This is a genomic window from Alicycliphilus sp. T452 (assembly GCF_054512775.1).
This window is the reverse complement of record NZ_JBTNEH010000002.1, coordinates 273,556-291,447: the sequence shown is the minus strand read 5'-3', so window position 1 is coordinate 291,447 and position 17,892 is coordinate 273,556. Positions and strand designations below refer to the sequence as shown.

Here is a 17,892-nt window from a genome sequence, read left to right as displayed (position 1 = left end):
GCCTGCCCGTATCCCGTTGCCCCGCGCCCGCCCGGCGCGGCCCCCGTCCCCACCCCCCAAGGAGAAGACCATGAACCGCTCCCCACTCATCCTGCCCTCGCCAGCCTTGCTGGCGCGCCGCCGCGGCCTGGGCCTGGCCGTGCTCTCGGCCACGGCCGTGGCCCTGCTCGGCGGGCGCGACGCGCTGGCCGCCGCCGCCAAGACCGACGCCCGGCAGCACGAGGCCGACGTGCGCATCCTCAACACCGCGCTGGCGGCCGAGTACGAGGCCGTCGCCGCCTACCAGGTGGGCGCCGAAAGCGGCCTGCTGGGCAGCGGCGCGCTGCCGCTGGCCCGGCAGTTCCAGGGCCACCACAAGGAGCATGCCCAAGCCATCGCCGCCGCCGTGCAGAAGATGGGCGGCACGCCCGCGCAGGCCAAGGCGCAGTACAGCTTCCCGACCGACACGCTCAAGGCCGAGGCCGACGTGCTGCGCTTCGCCGCCGGCCTGGAGCGCGGCGCCGTGTCCGCCTACCTGGGCGCGGTGCCGCTGTTCGCCGACCGCAACCTGGCGCAGGTGGCCGCCAGCATCCTCGGCGACGAGGCCATGCACTGGGCCGTGCTGCGCCAGGCGCTGGGCGAGGCGCCGGTGCCCTCGGCGTTCATGTCATGACCCGCCTGGCCCTGCTGGCCTGGGCCTGCTGCGGGCTGCCGCTGGCCGCCGCGGCGGCGCCAGCCGCGCTCTCTGTGCCCGAGGCGGCCCGGCTCGCGCGCGGCGAGCAGGTCTATGCGCGCTGCGCGGCCTGCCACGCCATCGAGGGCAACCGCACGGGGCCGCAGCACTGCGGCCTGTTCGGCCGCCGCGCGGGCACGGTGCCGGGCTTCGACGGCTACTCCGGCGCCATGCGCGCGAGCGGCATCGTCTGGGACGCGCGCACGCTGGACCTCTTCCTCAAGGACCCGCCGGCCACCGTGCCCGGCACGGCCATGGGCTATGCCGGCGTCAAGGACGACGGCGACCGCGCCGCGCTCATCGCCTGGCTGCGCCATGCCACGCGGCCTGGCGCGGCCTGCACGCCCAGGTAGGGCGAGGGAACTTCGCTTTTGATAGCTGCCAGCGCTTGATGAACGGGCGATGGAGGCCAATTTGGCTTGAGGCCCGGCGGGCCGGGCGGCTGCGCCTATGATGTGCGCCACCATGACGTTCCCGCGCGCGCTTGAGCCCCCGTCCCGCCATGCGTCCTGACCTGGCGCCGCTGGCCGCGCTGGCGCTCGCGCTGCCCTTCGTCTTCGGCTTCACCGAATCGCCCTACGCCAACTTCTGGCCCCTGATGGCGAGCGGCGCCTGCGCCTGGCTCATCGCCGCCCTGGCCTGGTGGCGCGCCTGGCGCGCGGACGGCGTGGGGCTGGCCCGCTGCCTGGCGGCGGGGCTGCTGCTGGCGGCGCTGGCGGGGGGCGCCATCGGCCTCGTGCAGTTCTTCGGCGGCGACATGGGCTGGGCGCCCTGGGTCCATGCGTCCACGCCGGGCCAGGCCATCGGCAACCTGCGCCAGCGCAACCAGCAGGCCACGCTGCTGGCCCTGGGCGCGTGGGCGCTGCTGTGGTGGGTGGCGCGCCTGCAGGCGTATGGCGAGGGCCTGCCCGCGCAGCAGCGCGGCGTGCGCCGCCTCTGGCCGCTGCTGCTGGCCGCGCTGGTGCCCTGGGCCCTGGTGCTGCTGGCCGTGGCGGGCGCGGCCACGGCGTCGCGCACGGGGGCGCTGCAGTGGCTGCTGATCCTGGGCCTGCTGCTGCTGTGGCGGCGCAGCAGCGGCGCGCTGGCGCTGGCCGTGGGCGGCCTGGGGCTGCTGGTCTACCTGCTGGCCGCCTGGGGCCTGCCCCAGCTGCTGCTGCAGTGGACGGGCGTGCGCATGGAGGGCCTCTTCCTGCGCCTGGCCGACGCGTCCCACCCCTGCGCGAGCCGCCTGGTGCTGTGGTCCAACGTGCTGCAGCTGATCGCCCTGCGGCCCTGGACCGGCTGGGGCTGGGGCGAGCTGGACTACGCGCACTACGTCACGCCGTTCGAGGGCGAGCGCTTCTGCATGCTACTGGACAACGCCCACAGCCTGCCGCTGCAGCTGGCGGTGGAGCTGGGCCTTCCGGTGGCGCTGCTGCTGTGCGCCCTGCTGCTGTGGGCCGTGCTGCGCGCGCGCCCCTGGCGCGAGGCGGCCGCGCCGCGCCAGCTGGCCTGGGGCGTGCTGGCCATCGTGGGCGTGCACAGCCTGCTGGAGTTCCCGCTGTGGTACGGGCCGTTCCAGCTCGCGGCGGCGCTGGCCGCGCTGGTGCTCGTGGCGCCATGGGCCGCCGCGCTGGCCGCGCGCTGGCGGCCCGCCGCGCGCGCGCTGGCGGCCGCGGCGCTGCTGGCCGCGCCGGTGCTGGGGCTGGCGCTGGTGCGCGACTATGGCCGCATGAGCGCGCTGTACCGCCCCGTGGCCGACCGCCCCGAGGCCCTGCGCGCGCTGCCGGCCGCCGAGCTGGCGCGCCGGGTGCGCTTCTTCCAGGCGTCGGCGCAGTTCGCCGTGCTCACCACCACGGCCGTCACGCCGGCCAACGCGCGGCAGATGCACGACATGGCGTCGCGGCTGCTGCACTTCTCGCCCGAGCCCCGCGTGATCGAGAAGCTGATCGCCAGCGCCCGCCTGCTGGGGCTGGAGGGCGAGGCGGCCCTGCACACCGACCGCTACCGCCGCGCCTATCCGGGCGACTTCGCGCGCTGGCAGGGCGGCGGGCAGGCCAGCGGCGAGCCGCTGGCGCAGTAATTTCCATTTCCAGATCAATCGATTACTTTGTCGGCTTCGCTTGCCGTGCTACAGCACTGTCTGCGCTTCGCCTTCGCGTACTCGATTGATCTGGAAATGGAATCAGGCCAGGTTGCAGAAGCGCAGCGCTTCTTCCAGGTGCGCGGGGAAGTCGCTCAGCGCGTGGTCGCCGCCCTCCAGCACCACCTGCCGCGCCTGCGGGTAGCGCTCCACCATCTCGCGCCAGTCCAGCAGCTCGTCGCCCCGGGCGGCGATGAGCAGCTCGGGGCCGGCCGGGGGCTGGCCGCTCACGTCCAGCGCCTGCAGCTCGGCGATGAACTCGGGGCGGAAGAAGAAGCGCGCCTCGGGGTCGTGCCAGGCCGTCTGCTCGCCGATGTGGCGCGCCAGGTCGCGCGCCGGCCGCACCGCGGGGTTGAGCAGCACGCTGGCGCAGCGCGCTTGCCGGGCCACCCAGCTCGCGTAGTAGCCGCCCAGCGACGAGCCGATCACCGCCATGCCCTCGCCCTGCGGCCATGCGGCGATGCCGTCCGCCACCAGCGCCATGGCCTCGCGCGGGGAGGGCGGCAGCTGCGGGCACCAGAGGAACACGTCCGGGTGGCGGCTGGCCACGTGCCCGGCCACCAGGCGCGCCTTGGCGGACTGGGGCGAGGAGCGGAAGCCGTGCAGGTAGAGCAGGTGGGTGGCGCGCATGGGGGGATTATCCGGCCGTTGATAATGTCGCCCCCATGCCCGCCGTCTTCGACAAACCCTCGCTGCCGCAACGCATATGGCCGCTGTTCAGCGGCTTCGACTGGCCGCTGATCGCCCTGCTGCTGGTGCTGTCGAGCATCGGCCTGGTGGCCATGTATTCCTCGGGCTACGACCACGGCACGCGCTTTGCCGACCATGGGCGCAACATGCTGCTGGCGGCGGGCATCCTGTTCGTGGTGGCGCAGATCCCGCCGCAGCGGCTGATGGCGCTGGCGGTGCCGCTGTACCTGCTGGGCGTGGCCCTGCTGGTGGCGGTGGCGCTGTTCGGCATCACCAAGAAGGGGGCGCAGCGCTGGATCAACGTGGGCGTGGTCATACAGCCCAGCGAGCTCATGAAAATCGCCATGCCGCTGATGCTGGCCTGGTGGTTCCAGAAGCGCGAGGGCCAGCTGCGCGCGCTGGACTTCGTCGTGGCGGGCGTGCTGCTCATGATTCCCGTGGGGCTGATCATGAAGCAGCCCGACCTGGGCACCTCGCTGCTGGTCATGGCCGCCGGGCTGTCGGTGATCTTCTTCGCGGGCCTGCCCTGGAAGCTGGTGGCGCCGCCGGTGCTGCTGGGCGTGGTCGGCATAGGGCTCGTGGTCTGGTTCGAGCCCCGGCTGTGCGCCGACGGGGTGCGCTGGCCGGTGCTGCACGACTACCAGCAGCAGCGCATCTGCACGCTGCTGGACCCCTCGCGCGACCCGCTGGGCAAGGGCTTCCACATCATCCAGGGCATGATCGCCATCGGCTCGGGCGGCGTCTGGGGCAAGGGCTTCATGGCCGGCACGCAGACGCACCTGGAGTTCATCCCCGAGCGCACCACCGACTTCATCTTCGCCGCCTTCTCCGAGGAGTTCGGCCTGGCCGGCAACCTGCTGCTCATCGTCTGCTTCGTGCTGCTGGTGTGGCGCGGGCTGGCCATCGCCGCCGGCGCCGGCACGCTGTTCGGCCGCCTCATGGCCGGGGCCGTGGCCATGATCTTCTTCACCTACGCCTTCGTGAACATGGGCATGGTCAGCGGCATCCTGCCCGTGGTGGGCGTGCCGCTGCCGTTCGTGAGCTATGGCGGCACGGCCATGACCACGCTGGGGCTGGCGCTGGGGGTGCTGATGTCGGTGGCCCGCTCGCGCCACCAGCCCGAGCGGGAGCCGCCGGAATCCCTGCAGTCGCTGTAGGCAGCGTCCGCCAACCCGCACGGGGCGCGGCGCCTGCCTACAATCGCCGCATGATCTCCCGCGAACCCACCATCGAACGCCTGGGCCTGGCCCGCGAGCTGCTGCTCGCCCCCTTCGGCCTGGACGAATCCCACCTCTCCCGCGCCCTGGCGGAGATCCGCGCGCACCAGGTCGACGACGCCGACCTGTACTTCCAGTACACGCGCAGCGAGGGCTGGAGCCTGGAGGAGGGCATCGTCAAGACCGGCTCCTTCAGCATCGACCAGGGCGTGGGCGTGCGCGCCGTCAGCGGCGAGAAGACTGCCTTCGCCTACTCCGACGACATCTCCGAGGCGTCGCTGCTCGACGCCGCCCGTACCGTACGGTCGATTTCGGCCGCAGCGCAAGGTGGACGGGCGCGGGTAGCTTCTAAAAAAATAGCGAAAAGCCGTTCGCTCTACCCCCACATCGACCCCATCGCCTCCATGGACAGCACGGCCAAGGTGCAGCTGCTGGAGCGCGCCGAGCAGCGCGCCCGCGCCAAGGACCCGCGCGTGGCGCAGGTCATGGCGGGCCTGGCCAGCGAGTACGACGTGGTCCTCGTGGCGCGCGCCGACGGCACGCTCGCGGCCGACGTGCGTCCGCTGGTGCGCCTGTCGGTCACGGTGATCGCCGAGCAGGGCGGCCGGCGCGAGGTGGGCTCGTCCGGCGGCGGCGGGCGCTTCGGCCTGGCCTACTTCAGCGACGAGCAGATCGCGCAGTACGTGGACGAGGCCGTGAACGCGGCCCTGGTCAACCTGGAGTCGCGCCCCGCGCCCGCGGGCGAGATGACCGTGGTGCTCGGCCCCGGCTGGCCCGGCGTGCTGCTGCACGAGGCCGTGGGCCACGGGCTGGAGGGCGACTTCAACCGCAAGGGATCGAGCGCCTTCAGCGGCCGCATCGGCCAGCGCGTGGCCGCCAAGGGCGTGACGGTGCTCGACGACGGCACCATCGCCGACCGCCGCGGCTCGCTCAACGTCGACGACGAGGGCCACGCCACGCAGCGCAACGTGCTCATCGAGGACGGCATCCTCAAGGGCTACCTCCAGGACGCCATGAACGCGCGCCTGATGAAGGTGGCGCCCACCGGCAACGGCCGGCGCGAGAGCTACGCCCACATCCCCATGCCGCGCATGACCAACACCTACATGCTCGGCGGCGACAAGGACCCGAAGGAGATCGTCGCCTCCATCAAGCGGGGCCTGTACGCCACCAACTTCGGCGGCGGGCAGGTGGACATCACGAGCGGCAAGTTCGTGTTCTCGGCCAGCGAGGCCTACTGGGTGGAGGACGGCAAGATCCTCTACCCCGTCAAGGGCGCAACCATCGTCGGCAGCGGCCCCGAGTCGCTCAAGAAGGTGAGCATGATCGGCAACGACATGGCGCTCGACAGCGGCGTGGGCACCTGCGGCAAGGAGGGCCAGAGCGTGCCCGTGGGCGTGGGCCAGCCGACGCTGCGCATCGACGGCATCACCGTGGGCGGCACGGCCTGAGACCGGCGTTTGTGGCGCCATGGCTACACAAGGGTTTTGCTGCGCCGCCGCAAATCGTGCTACATTGAAAGCCATGCAAGTCCGCAGCGCGTCCTATTTTTACTTTTGGTTCTCTGTCCATGGCGGATGAGAGAGGTAGACGCGCACTCTGACCGAGCCCCTTCTCCAAAGAACCGCCGAAGCTGAAAAGCCCGGCGGTTTTTTTGTTTTTGACTTTTCCATTCCACCTTCCCCCCTTTCGAGGACGCCCCATGACCGCCACCGTCTCCAGCTGCGATGCCTGGTACCGCAACGTCGACAAAACCAGCCAGACCGACGACCAACGCATCGAGGACATCACCGTGCTCCCCCCTCCCGAACACCTGATCCGCTTCTTCCCGATCCGCGGGACCGAGGTCGAAGCGCTGATATCCAGCACGCGCCGCAGCATCCAGCGCATCATGAGCGGCGAGGACGACCGCCTGCTGGTCATCATCGGGCCGTGCTCCATCCACAACCCCGTGGCGGCGCTGGAATACGCGCAAAAGCTCAAGGCCGTGCGCGAGCAGTACAAGGACCAGCTCGAAGTGGTGATGCGCGTGTACTTCGAGAAGCCCCGCACCACCGTGGGCTGGAAGGGCCTGATCAACGACCCCTACCTGGACGGCAGCTACCGCATCGACGAGGGCCTGCGCATCGCGCGCCAGCTGCTCATCGACATCAACCGCCTGGGCGTGCCGGCGGGCAGCGAATTCCTGGACGTGATCAGCCCGCAGTACATCGGCGACCTGATCAGCTGGGGCGCCATCGGCGCGCGCACCACCGAGAGCCAGGTGCACCGCGAGCTGGCCTCGGGCATCTCGGCGCCCATCGGCTTCAAGAACGGCACGGACGGCAACATCCGCATCGCCACCGACGCCATCCAGTCCGCCAGCCGCGGCCACCACTTCCTGTCGGTGCACAAGAACGGCCAGGTGGCCATCGTGCGCACGTCCGGCAACCAGGATTGCCACGTGATCCTGCGCGGCGGCAAGGCGCCCAACTACGACGCGGCCAGCGTGGCCGCGGCCTGCGCCGACCTGGAAAAGGCCGGCCTGCCCGCCACGCTGATGGTGGACTGCAGCCACGCCAACAGCAACAAGCAGCACGAGCGCCAGCGCGACGTGACGCACGACATCGCGGCGCAGATCGCGGGCGGCTCGCGCAGCGTGTTCGGCGTCATGATCGAGGGCCACCTCCAGCCCGGGGCGCAGAAATTCACGCCGGGCAAGGACGACCCCGCGGCGCTGGAGTACGGCAAGAGCATCACCGATGCCTGCCTCGGCTGGGACGACTCCGTCGCCTGCCTGGCCGAGCTGGCGTCCGCCGTGCAGGCGCGCCGCGCGCGCTGAAGGGTTCTGCGTACCCCGGGCCGGTGTAAGCTCGGGGCGCGGCGCCAACCGGCGCAGCGCTCAACCATCTCAAGGCGAGGCAATACATGCACGGCGAAGTACTGGTCACCCTGTCACCTGGGCAGGAATTCCATCTGTCCACACAGGAGGCACAGCCCCTCACGCATGAGGAGGCCCGCCGCTGGCTCGATGACGAATTCCTGCGCCTGGAGTGCGAGCCCCTGCGCGCCAGCGGCAAGGTACTCCTGGCGGACAAGGTGCTCACCATCGCCAGCGCCGCGGGCGCCACGCTGCTGGCGGACCCGGCCTGGTCGGCTCAGTTCGCGCGTGCCGCCGTGGCCGCGCTGGCCCGGCCCATGGTGCGCGTGGACGTGCAGGCGATGGCCGTCACCTTCTGAATTTCAATAAAAATGGCCTCCAGCGCTTGCCAGTCAAGCGCCGGCAGCTATTCTTTCGATAGTTCTTCGAGCAGCTTGGCGTGCACGCCGCCGAAGCTGCCGTTGCTCATGCAGAGGATGTGGTCGCCCGGCCGCGCCGCCGCGGCCACCTGCGCGACGAGCGTGGCGATGTCCGCCGCCGTGCGTGCCCGCGCGCCCATGGGGGCGAGCGCCTCGGCCGCGTCCCAGTCCAGCCCCGCCGTGTGGCAGAAGGCCAGGTCGGCCTGCTCCAGGGCCCAGGGCAGCTGCGACTTCATCGTTCCCAGCTTCATGGTGTTGCTGCGCGGCTCGAACACCGCCAGGATGCGCGCCTCGCCGCCCACGCGCCGGCGCAGGCCGTCCAGCGTGGTGCGCAGCGCCGTGGGGTGGTGGGCGAAATCGTCGTAGACGCTGATGCCGCGCGCCGTGCCGCGCAGCTCCATGCGGCGGCGCACGTTCTCGAACCGCGCCAGCGCCTGGGCCGCCTGCGCGGGCGCCACGCCCACGTGCTCCGCGGCGGCGATGGCGGCCAGGGCGTTGAGCTGGTTGTGCACGCCCGTCAGGGCCCATTGCACGCGCGCCACCGCCCGGCCGCGCTGCAGCACCTCGAAGTCGTGCGGTTCGCCGCGCGCGCAGAAGTCGCTCACCGCGGCGCCGAAGCTCGCCACGCCGCTCCAGCAGCCCGCATGCAGCACGCGCGCCAGGCTCTCCTCCAGCCCGTTGACGACCACGCGGCCCGAGGGCGGCACGGTGCGCACCAGGTGGTGGAACTGGCGCTCGATCTGGCCCAGGTCGTCGAAGATGTCGGCGTGGTCGAACTCCAGGTTGTTCAGCACGGCCGTGCGCGGGCGGTAGTGCACGAACTTGCTGCGCTTGTCGAAGAACGCGGTGTCGTATTCGTCGGCCTCGATGACGAACAGCGGCCGCGCCTGTCCCTCCGCCCGGGCCCCCAGGCGGGCCGAGATGCCGAAGTTCATCGGCACGCCGCCCACCAGGAAGCCCGGCGCCAGGCCCGCGCACTCCAGGATCCAGGCCAGCATCGAGGTGGTGGTGGTCTTGCCGTGCGTGCCGGCCACGGCCAGCACGTGGCGGCCGGCCAGCACCTGCTCGGCCAGCCACTGCGGCCCGCTGGTGTAGGGCGCGCCGGCATCGAGGATGGCCTCCATGAGCGGGAACTTCGGGCTCCCATCGGGCAGTCGGGCGCGGCTGACCACGTTGCCGACCACGAACATGTCGGGTTCGAGCGCCAGCTGCTCGGCGCCATAGCCCTCGATGAGATCTATGCCCAGGGCGCGCAGCTGATCGCTCATGGGCGGGTAGACGCCGGCGTCGCAGCCCGTGACGCGATGGCCGGCCTCGCGGGCCAGGGCGGCCAGGCCGCCCATGAAGGTGCCGCAAATGCCCAGTATGTGTATATGCATGGGCACCGATTCTATGAACCAATCGGGCCCGGTTTCCCCGGGCAGCGCCATGCGGCGGCCGGGGCCACTCGGTTGGGGTCACAATGCGCGGCATATGTCCGGGATCGCCGCCGCCATGGAAAACGCCCTCGCCACCGAAATCGCCAATGCCGCAGCCCGCCTGGTCGTCGAGGAGGGGCTGGAGTGGGGGCCGGCCAAGCGCCGCGCCGTCAGGCAGCTGGGCCTGCCGGCACGCACGCCGCTGCCCGACAACGACCTCGTCGAGGATGCGGTGCGCGAGTACGTCGGCCTGTTCTGCGCCGACACCCAGCCGATGGAGCTGCGCGCGCTGCGCGAACTGGCGCTGGTGTGGATGCAGCGCATGCAGGCGTTCCGCCCCTATCTGGGCGGTGCCGTCTGGCACGGCACGGCCACGCGCCTGTCGGACATCTATATCGCGCTGTTCTGCGACGACCCCAAGTCCGCCGAGATCGCCCTCATAGACCGCCATGTGGACTACGAGCCGGGCAGCATGACCGGCCTGCGCGGCGAGCTGATCGACGTGCTGAGCGTGAGCTGCCGCTCGGACGCGCTGAACGAGGAGATCGGTGTGCACCTGCTGATCTACGACCTGGACGACCTGCGCGGCGCCCTGCGCCTGGATTCGCGCGGCCGCGCGCCGCGCGGCGACATGGACGCCGTTCGCCGCCTGCTGCAGCCCATGCCTTCTTCTTCCATTCCCATTCCATGAACCATCCATCCGTGAACCCGACCCCCGAGACTTCGCAGGCCAGTGCCGGCGCTGCGCGCCGCCGCTGGCTTCTGCTGGGCGTGGGCGCCGTGGCCGGACTCGGCGGCGCGGGCCTGGCCGCCTGGCGCCTGCGGCCCGGGGCGGTGAAAGAGGGGGCGCACAAGGCCCTCTGGGATGCGAGCTTCGAGGGCCCTGGTGGCCAGACGCTGCGCATGGCTTCCATGCGCGGCCGTCCCCTGCTGCTGAACTTCTGGGCCACCTGGTGCCCGCCCTGCGTGCAGGAACTGCCCTTGCTGAACGCCTTTTACGGTGAGCACCGCGCAAAAGGCTGGCAAGTGCTCGGACTGGCGATCGACCAGCCCGCCAACGTGCAGAAATTCCTGCAGCGCATGCCGCTGGACTTCCCCGTCGCGCTCGGGGGGCTGGGCGGCACCGAGCTCTCGCGCAGCCTGGGCAATGACAAGGGCGGGTTGCCGTTTACGGTGATGTTTGCCGCAGATGGCAGCGTTTCGAAGCGTAAAATAGGGCAATTAACAGCGCAGGACCTGCAGAACTGGTCCAAGAGCCTGTAGAGATTGCGTCTCCTCGATGGAGATGGTGGCTTTTTGGGATGGTTTCGGCGAAATAGTCTGAAATTAAGGTAAATTCGCCCCCCATTCCGTTTCTAGCCGTTGGAGCTCCCATGGATTTGCGAAAACTCAAGACCCTCATCGATCTGGTCTCCGAGTCGAATGTTTCCGAACTCGAGATCACCGAAGCCGAGGGCAAGGTCCGCATCGTCAAGAGCAGCGGAGCCGTCGTGCAACAGTTCGTCGCCGCTCCCGTTGAGGCAGCCCCTGCCGCCGCGGCGCCCGCGGCCGCCGTCCCCGTGGCCGAGCTGCCCGCGCCGGCCGCCGCCGTGCCCACGGGACATGTCGTCAAGTCGCCCATGGTGGGTACGTTCTACCGCGCGTCCAGCCCCGGCGCCAAGCCCTTCGTCGAGGTGGGCAGCCAGGTCAAGGAGGGCGAGACGATCTGCATCATCGAGGCCATGAAGATCCTGAACGAGATCGAGGCCGACAAGTCGGGCACCGTCACGCGCATCCTTGGCGAGAACGGCCAGGCCGTCGAATATGGCCAACCGCTGTTCGTGATCGAATGAAGCGGGCCCGCGCTCATGTTTAAGAAAATTCTGGTTGCGAACCGAGGGGAGATCGCCCTGCGGATCCAGCGCGCCTGCCACGAGCTTGGCATCAAGGCGGTGATGGTCTATTCCGAGGCCGACCGCGACGCCAAGTACGTCAAGCTGGCCGAAGAGGCCGTGTGCATCGGCCCGGCGCCGTCGCCCCTGTCGTACCTCAACATGCCGGCCATCATCTCGGCGGCCGAGGTCACCGACGCCGAGGCCATCCACCCGGGCTACGGCTTCCTGTCCGAGAACGCCGACTTCGCCGAGCGCGTGGAAAAGAGCGGCTTCCAGTTCATAGGCCCCACGCCCGAGTCCATCCGCATGATGGGCGACAAGGTGTCCGCCAAGCAGGCCATGATCCGCGCGGGCGTGCCCTGCGTGCCGGGCTCCGACGGCGAGCTGCCCGACGACCCGGTGCAGATCCGCCGCATTGCCAAGGCCATCGGCTATCCGGTGATCATCAAGGCCGCCGGCGGCGGCGGCGGGCGCGGCATGCGCGTGGTGCATACCGAGGCGGCCCTGGTCAATGCGGTGCAGATGACCAAGGCCGAGGCGGGAGCGGCTTTCGGCAATCCGGCCGTGTACATGGAGAAATTCCTGCAGAACCCGCGCCACATCGAGATCCAGATCCTGGCCGACAAGCACCGCAATGCCGTGTACCTGGGCGAGCGCGACTGCTCCATGCAGCGGCGCCACCAGAAGGTGATCGAGGAAGCGCCGGCGCCGGGCATCCCGCGCAAGCTCATCGAGAAGATCGGCGAGCGCTGCGTCGCCGCCTGCAAGAAGATCGGCTACCGCGGCGCCGGCACCTTCGAGTTCCTGTACGAGAACGGCGAGTTCTACTTCATCGAGATGAACACCCGCGTGCAGGTGGAGCATCCGGTGACCGAATGGATCACGGGCGTGGACATCGTGCGCACGCAGATCATGGTGGCCGCGGGCGAGAAGCTGCCGTTCACCCAGCGCCAGATCCAGATCCACGGCCACGCCATCGAATGCCGCGTGAATGCCGAGGACCCCTACAAGTTCATCCCCTCGCCGGGCCGCATCACCATGTGGCATGCGCCGGGCGGCCCGGGCGTGCGCGTGGACTCCCACGCCTACACGAACTACTACGTGCCGCCGAACTACGACTCCATGATCGGCAAGATCATCGTGCACGGCGACACGCGCGAGCAGGCGCTGGCGCGCATGCGCACGGCGCTCTCCGAGACGGTGATCGAGGGCATCAACACCAACATAGCGCTGCACCGCGAACTGCTGGTGGACGCCAATTTCGTCGCCGGCGGCACCAACATCCATTACCTGGAAGATTGGCTGGCGCAGCGCAAGCGCTGAAGGGCCAGCGCAGCGCAAGGCACCGGGATGCTGGCATCCGGCAACGGATGCCGGCATTTTTTCCATTGACAGCACGACACCGAGGTGCCCCCATGTTTGAGCTGAGCCTGCTATGCCCCGAAGACCGGGTGGAGACCCTGAGCGATGCGTTCGATGCGCTCGATGCGCTGAGCGTCTCGGTCGAGGACGCCGATGCCCAGACCGATGCCGAGCAGGCGCTGTTCGGCGAGCCCGGCATGCCCGCGCCGCGTGAAGGCTGGCAGCGCAGCCGCATCACCGCGCTGTTCCCCACGCGGCAGGCGGCCGACGAGGCCGTGCGGCTGCTGCAGGCGCAGGACTTCTTCGAGGGTTGCAGCGTGCTGGGCATTGCCGCCGTGCAGGAGCAGGACTGGGTGCGCCTCACCCAGTCGCAGTTCGAGCCGGTGGAGATCACGCCGGACTTCTGGATCGTGCCGACCTGGCATGAGCTGCCGGCCGCGGCGCGCCGCAGCATCCGCCTCGACCCGGGACTGGCGTTCGGCACCGGGACCCACCCCACCACGCGCATGTGCCTGCGCTGGATCGCGCGCCAGGGCGCCGAGAACGGCGGCCAGGCGCTCGGCCGCGTGCTCGACTATGGCTGCGGCTCGGGCATCCTGGCCATAGGCGCGGCCAAGTTCGGCGCCTTGGACATCGACGCGGTGGACATCGATCCCGCGGCCGTGGAGGCCACGCGTCAGAACGCGCAGGCCAATGGCGTGCATCTGCATGCCGGCTTGCCGGAGCAGGCGCAGGGGCAGTACCGGACCGTGCTCGCCAACATCCTGGCCACGCCGCTCAAGGTCCTGGCGCCCCTGCTGTGCGCCCATGTGGCGGAGGGGGGGCATCTGGTGCTGGCGGGCATCCTTGAGCGCCAGGCCCAGGAACTGGAGCAGGCCTATGCGCCGTGGCTGGGCCTGCAGGTGGCCGATCGCGAGGACGGCTGGATCCTGATGACCGCGCGCCGCTGAGCGGCGTTCGTGCCCCGCGTGGGCCGCGGGCGGGCACCTACAATCCACAGCCGATGAGCCAGATCACCCGCTGCCCTTCCTGCGCAACGACCTTCAAGGTGGTCGCGGACCAGCTGCGGATTTCCGATGGATGGGTGCGCTGCGGGCAGTGCAAGGAGGTGTTCGACGCGTCCAAGCATCTGCTGTCGCCCGAACCCGCCCCGCTGCTGCCGGAGATGCCGCTGGATGATCCGGGCACGCCGGACCGGCACGCGGCCGACGCGCCGCAGCCGCAGGACAAGCCGGTCACGGCCAGCGGCGGAAGCGAGGAAGTGGCCCCGCTGTCATCGCTGCTCAGGCGCGAGGCCCTGGTAGAGCCCGAGTCCGAGGCCGTTCCGGAGGCGGCGATCCAGGGCTACGAACTGCCGGGCGCCACCGTGGACGACTCCGACTGGCCGCAGGAGCCCGATGCCGGGGTAGAGGCGGCGAAGCAAGGCGACGATCAACAGGAGGCGGAGCCTGCGCCGGACATGCTCGATGCCGAGCCGCCCCCTGATGAAGAAGCGCAGGCCGCCGCACCGCCTGAATCCGAGCAGCTGGAGCCATTGCAGCCGCTGGAGCAGGAATCGGTGCTGGTGGAGGGGACGGCGATCATGCCCGGTGCGGCCCATGAGGGCGATGCGCCGGAAGAGACGGCGGCATTGCCCGTGGCGGAGCCCGGATTCGTGACGGCCGCCCGGCGCAGCGCATTCTGGCGCAGGCCCGCGGTGCGTGGAGCACTGGCCGTGGCGGTCCTGGCGCTGCTCCTCGTGTTGGGCTTGCAGGTCGCGGTGCAGGAGCGCGACGCCATCGCGGCGCGCGGCCCGGCGGCGCATGCCTTGATGGAAAGACTGTGCGCACCCCTGCAGTGCACGCTGCAGGCGCCGCAGCGTATTGCCTCCGTGGTCATCGATGGCTCGTCCTTCCTCAAGGAACGCAACGATGCTGCGGCCTACCAGCTGCAGATGAGCCTCAAGAACAACTCCGCGCTCTCGGTCGCCATGCCGGCGCTGGAACTCACGCTGACCGATGCGCGGGATCGGGCGGTTTTGCGCCGCGTGCTGCTGCGCAATGAGCTGGGGGCGCCCGCGGAGCTGGCGCCGGGGGCCACGTGGAGCGCCACGGTGTCCCTGCAGGTTGCGCAAGGCGCCGACCAGGTGGCCGGCTACCGGTTGCTGGCTTTCTATCCCTGAATCTTCTTTCTACATCCTTCCATCCGAAGCTTTCACCTTATGGCTGCGCTGATCTGTGGTTCCCTGGCATTCGACACCATCATGACTTTCGAGGGGAGGTTTGCCGAGCAGATACTGCCCGAGCAGCTGCACATCCTGAACGTGTCCTTCCTCGTGCCCACGCTGCGCCGGGACTTCGGCGGCTGCGCAGGCAACATCGCCTACGGCCTCAAGCTGCTGGGAGGCGATCCCAGGCCCATGGCCATGCTGGGCGCCGATGGCGGCGAATACCTGGCGCGGCTGCAGCAGCTCGGCATAGATACCCGCTTCGTCGGCCAGGCGGGCGACACCTATACCGCGCAGGCCATGATCATGACCGACCGCGACAACAACCAGATCACGGCCTTCCATCCAGGGGCCATGATGCAGGCGCACCGCAACCGCATAGCGCAGGATGCCGGCGTGCAGGTCGGGATCATCGCGCCCGACGGGCGCGAGGCCATGCTGCAGCATGCCGCCGAGTTCGTGGCGGCGGGCATTCCCTTCGTGTTCGACCCGGGACAGGGGCTGCCCATGTTCAACGGCGACGAACTGCGCCGCTTCATCGGGCAGGCGAGCTGGATCGCCGTGAACGACTACGAAGGCAAGATGCTGTGCGACCGCACGGGTTGGACGCTGGCCGAGATGTCCCGGCAGGTGCGCGGGCTCGTCGTCACGCTGGGCGCCGAGGGCTGCGAGGTCTGGGAGCAGGGCGCGCGGACCGAGGTGGCGCCGGTCAGGCCCGCGCAGGTGGTCGATCCCACGGGCTGCGGCGATGCCTGGCGCGGCGGACTGCTCTATGGCCTGGAAAAGGGCTGGCCCCTGGTGCGCTGTGCCCAGTTGGGCAACCGCCTGGGGGCGCTGAAGATCGCGCAGCGCGGCCCGCAGAACTACGCCTTGGATTTCACGCCGGACTGACCGGGGACGGCTGGGCGGCCGCCATAAAAAAACCCGGTGCAGGCACCGGGTTCGTGGCTGTGCTGACCAGGCCTTACGGCTTGCCACCCGTAGGGAAGGGCCATGCGGCCTGGGGGTTCAGCGTGGTTTGCGCGGCAGGCGCAGGCGCTGAGGCGGGAGCCTTGGCTGCGGCCTTCTTGGCGGCAGGCGCCTTCTTTGCCGCGGCTGCCTTCTTGGCGGGCGCTGCCGGGGCAGCCTTCTTGGCCGCTACGGCCTTCTTTGCCGGAGCCGCCGCCTTCTTGGCGGGTGCGGCTGCTGCCTTCTTGGCGGGCGCTGCCTTCTTGGCTGCTACGGCCTTCTTTGCCGGAGCTGCCGCCTTCTTGGCGGGCGCTGCCTTCTTGGCTGCTACGGCTTTCTTTGCCGGAGCCGCCGCCTTCTTGGCGGGCGCTGCCTTCTTGGCTGCTACGGCCTTCTTTGCCGGAGCCGCCGCCTTCTTGGCGGGTGCGGCTGCTGCCTTTTTGGCGGGCGCTGCCTTCTTGGCTGCTACGGCTTTCTTTGCCGGAGCCGCCGCCTTCTTGGCGGGCGCTGCCTTCTTGGCCGCTACGGCCTTCTTTGCCGGAGCCGCTGCCTTCTTGGCAGGAGCGGCCTTCTTCGCGGGGGCTGCTTTCTTCGCAGCGGGTTTCTTCGCAGTTGCCATCATTTTCTCCTTGGGTCGATTTGCAAAGAGCACTCCACGCCTGCATTGGGTGTGGAGCGATCCATGGCAACGACACAATGCTCGTCACCACGAATGCGGGGACGCACCAGGGCCGCAACGCCGGTGGGCGCTGGGAGCGAGGAGCGTGGTTGAAAAATCATGGCCTGGTCAAGCGGGAGTCAATCCCAGGACAGCGCCCCGCCGGTCTGGTACTCGATGACGCGCGTCTCGAAGAAGTTGCGCTCCTTCTTCAGGTCGATCATCTCGCTCATCCAGGGGAAGGGGTTTTCTTCGTTCGGGAACAGAGCGTCCAGCCCGATCTGCGTGGCGCGGCGGTTGGCGATGTAGCGCAGGTAGCCCTTGAACATGGAGGCGTTCATGCCCAGCACGCCGCGCGGCATGGTGTCCTCGGCGTAGCGGTACTCGAGGTCGACGGCCTTGTGGAACAGTCCCTTGATCTCGTCCTTGAACGCAGGCGTCCACAGCTGCGGGTTCTCCAGCTTGAGCTGGTTGATCAGGTCGATGCCGAAGTTGCAGTGCATGGACTCGTCGCGCAGGATGTACTGGTACTGCTCGGCCGCGCCCGTCATCTTGTTCTGGCGGCCCAGGGCGAGGATCTGCGTGAAGCCCACGTAGAAGAACAGGCCCTCCATCAGGCAGGCGAAAACGATCAGCGACTTGAGCAGCGTCTGGTCGTTCTCGGGCGTGCCGGTTTTGAAGGCCGGATCCATGATCGCCTCGATGAAGGGGATCAGGAACTCGTCCTTGGCGCGGATGGACTCGACCTCGTTGTAGGCGTTGAAGATCTCGCCTTCGTCGAGGCCCAGCGACTCGACGATGTACTGGTAGGCGTGCGTGTGGATCGCTTCCTCGAAGGCCTGGCGCAGCAGGAACTGGCGGCACTCCGGGGCCGTGATGTGGCGGTAGGTGCCCAGCACGATGTTGTTCGCGGCAAGCGAGTCGGCCGTCACGAAGAAACCCAGGTTGCGCTTGACGATGCGGCGCTCGTCCTCGGTCAGGCCGTTGGGGTCCTTCCACAGGGCGATGTCGCGCGTCATGTTGATTTCCTGCGGCATCCAGTGGTTGGCGCAGGTGGCCAGGTATTTCTCCCAGGCCCACTTGTATTTGAACGGCACCAGCTGATTCACATCCGTCTGGCCGTTGATGATGCGCTTGTCGACCGCGGACACGCGGCGGTGTTGCGCGGCAGCGGATGCCGGCGTGCGTGCAGCGGTGCTTTCGACGGGTTGCAGCGCGGGGGTATCGAGAGCCGTCGGCGGCGGCTCGACCGGGCGGCCGATTGCGCGGCTGCCGTCCATGAACTTTGGCGATGAGGGCTTGACTTCGTCGTCCCAGGTGAGCATAGGATTTCCCGTGGTTGGATTATGGGAGCAGTGCTCCAAAATGAAAAGCACTGAAGCGTTGCCAGGCGGTGATTTGTTGCT

Annotated in this window: 18 protein-coding genes; 14 read left to right on the top strand and 4 right to left on the bottom strand. The window is 69.4% G+C overall.

The window, feature by feature from the left end:
• Positions 1-70: 70 nt before the first annotated feature.
• The 3 genes from ACX12L_RS02915 (at position 71) to ACX12L_RS02905 (ending at position 2,774) form a co-directional block, all read left to right on the top strand.
• Complete coding sequence (locus ACX12L_RS02915) at positions 71-652, top strand: ferritin-like domain-containing protein (RefSeq protein WP_459261246.1); 582 nt, start codon at positions 71-73, stop codon at positions 650-652.
• A complete protein-coding gene (locus tag ACX12L_RS02910; protein WP_459261245.1) occupies positions 649-1,065 on the top strand; it encodes a c-type cytochrome in 417 nt (138 codons plus the stop codon). The genes ACX12L_RS02915 and ACX12L_RS02910 overlap by 4 nt, the downstream gene beginning before the upstream one ends.
• Before the next feature lie 149 nt (positions 1,066-1,214).
• Positions 1,215-2,774, top strand: a complete 1,560-nt coding sequence (locus ACX12L_RS02905) for a PglL family O-oligosaccharyltransferase (RefSeq protein ID WP_459261244.1) — start codon at positions 1,215-1,217, stop codon at positions 2,772-2,774.
• 102 nt (positions 2,775-2,876) lie between these two features.
• Here the strand turns inward: ACX12L_RS02905 and ACX12L_RS02900 are convergent, their stop codons facing one another.
• Positions 2,877-3,464 (bottom strand): YqiA/YcfP family alpha/beta fold hydrolase, encoded by a 588-nt coding sequence (locus ACX12L_RS02900; protein ID WP_459261243.1) that lies wholly within the window; start codon positions 3,462-3,464, stop codon positions 2,877-2,879.
• Positions 3,465-3,499: 35 nt separating this feature from the next.
• Here ACX12L_RS02900 and rodA point away from each other — a divergent pair, with 35 nt between their 5' ends.
• The 4 genes from rodA (at position 3,500) to ACX12L_RS02880 (ending at position 7,960) form a co-directional block, all read left to right on the top strand.
• Positions 3,500-4,681: a rod shape-determining protein RodA gene (gene rodA, locus ACX12L_RS02895; RefSeq protein WP_459261242.1), complete on the top strand. Its 1,182-nt coding sequence runs from the start codon at positions 3,500-3,502 to the stop codon at positions 4,679-4,681.
• Between the two features lie 50 nt (positions 4,682-4,731).
• A complete protein-coding gene (gene tldD, locus ACX12L_RS02890; RefSeq protein WP_459261241.1) occupies positions 4,732-6,192 on the top strand; it encodes a metalloprotease TldD in 1,461 nt (486 codons plus the stop codon).
• Between the two features lie 251 nt (positions 6,193-6,443).
• Positions 6,444-7,562: a 3-deoxy-7-phosphoheptulonate synthase gene (locus tag ACX12L_RS02885; RefSeq protein ID WP_459261240.1), complete on the top strand. Its 1,119-nt coding sequence runs from the start codon at positions 6,444-6,446 to the stop codon at positions 7,560-7,562.
• Between the two features lie 86 nt (positions 7,563-7,648).
• Complete coding sequence (locus ACX12L_RS02880) at positions 7,649-7,960, top strand: hypothetical protein (RefSeq protein WP_459261239.1); 312 nt, start codon at positions 7,649-7,651, stop codon at positions 7,958-7,960.
• A gap of 47 nt (positions 7,961-8,007) precedes the next feature.
• On the opposite strand, the gene mpl is transcribed toward ACX12L_RS02880, so the two are convergent.
• Positions 8,008-9,399, bottom strand: coding sequence for a UDP-N-acetylmuramate:L-alanyl-gamma-D-glutamyl-meso-diaminopimelate ligase (gene mpl / locus ACX12L_RS02875; RefSeq protein ID WP_459261238.1), 1,392 nt, complete (start codon positions 9,397-9,399; stop codon positions 8,008-8,010).
• A gap of 115 nt (positions 9,400-9,514) precedes the next feature.
• Between mpl and ACX12L_RS02870 the strand changes: the two genes are divergently transcribed.
• The 7 genes from ACX12L_RS02870 (at position 9,515) to ACX12L_RS02840 (ending at position 15,771) form a co-directional block, all read left to right on the top strand.
• Positions 9,515-10,129 carry a hypothetical protein gene (locus ACX12L_RS02870; protein ID WP_459261275.1) on the top strand — a complete coding sequence of 205 codons (615 nt, stop codon included), beginning with the start codon at positions 9,515-9,517 and terminating at the stop codon, positions 10,127-10,129.
• Positions 10,126-10,701, top strand: a complete 576-nt coding sequence (locus ACX12L_RS02865; protein WP_459261237.1) for a TlpA disulfide reductase family protein — start codon at positions 10,126-10,128, stop codon at positions 10,699-10,701. Before ACX12L_RS02870 ends, ACX12L_RS02865 begins: the two co-directional genes overlap by 4 nt.
• A 110-nt stretch (positions 10,702-10,811) precedes the next feature.
• On the top strand, positions 10,812-11,270 hold the full coding sequence (gene accB / locus ACX12L_RS02860) for an acetyl-CoA carboxylase biotin carboxyl carrier protein (RefSeq protein ID WP_459261236.1): 459 nt from the start codon (positions 10,812-10,814) through the stop codon (positions 11,268-11,270).
• A 15-nt stretch (positions 11,271-11,285) separates the two neighbouring features.
• Positions 11,286-12,635, top strand: a complete 1,350-nt coding sequence (gene accC, locus ACX12L_RS02855; protein WP_459261235.1) for an acetyl-CoA carboxylase biotin carboxylase subunit — start codon at positions 11,286-11,288, stop codon at positions 12,633-12,635.
• 92 nt (positions 12,636-12,727) lie between these two features.
• Positions 12,728-13,624, top strand: a complete 897-nt coding sequence (prmA, locus tag ACX12L_RS02850; protein WP_459261233.1) for a 50S ribosomal protein L11 methyltransferase — start codon at positions 12,728-12,730, stop codon at positions 13,622-13,624.
• Positions 13,625-13,677: 53 nt separating this feature from the next.
• On the top strand, positions 13,678-14,835 hold the full coding sequence (locus tag ACX12L_RS02845; protein WP_459261232.1) for a zinc-ribbon and DUF3426 domain-containing protein: 1,158 nt from the start codon (positions 13,678-13,680) through the stop codon (positions 14,833-14,835).
• Positions 14,836-14,874: 39 nt separating this feature from the next.
• On the top strand, positions 14,875-15,771 hold the full coding sequence (locus tag ACX12L_RS02840; protein ID WP_459261231.1) for a carbohydrate kinase family protein: 897 nt from the start codon (positions 14,875-14,877) through the stop codon (positions 15,769-15,771).
• A gap of 73 nt (positions 15,772-15,844) precedes the next feature.
• Here ACX12L_RS02840 and ACX12L_RS02835 read toward each other — a convergent pair whose 3' ends face one another.
• Both ACX12L_RS02835 and ACX12L_RS02830 read right to left on the bottom strand, forming a co-directional pair.
• Positions 15,845-16,447 (bottom strand): histone, encoded by a 603-nt coding sequence (locus ACX12L_RS02835; RefSeq protein ID WP_459261230.1) that lies wholly within the window; start codon positions 16,445-16,447, stop codon positions 15,845-15,847.
• Between the two features lie 179 nt (positions 16,448-16,626).
• The gene (locus ACX12L_RS02830) at positions 16,627-17,811 is read right to left on the bottom strand and encodes a ribonucleotide-diphosphate reductase subunit beta (protein WP_459261229.1); all 1,185 of its coding nucleotides are present in this window, start codon (positions 17,809-17,811) and stop codon (positions 16,627-16,629) included.
• Between the last annotated feature and the right edge of the window lie 81 nt (positions 17,812-17,892).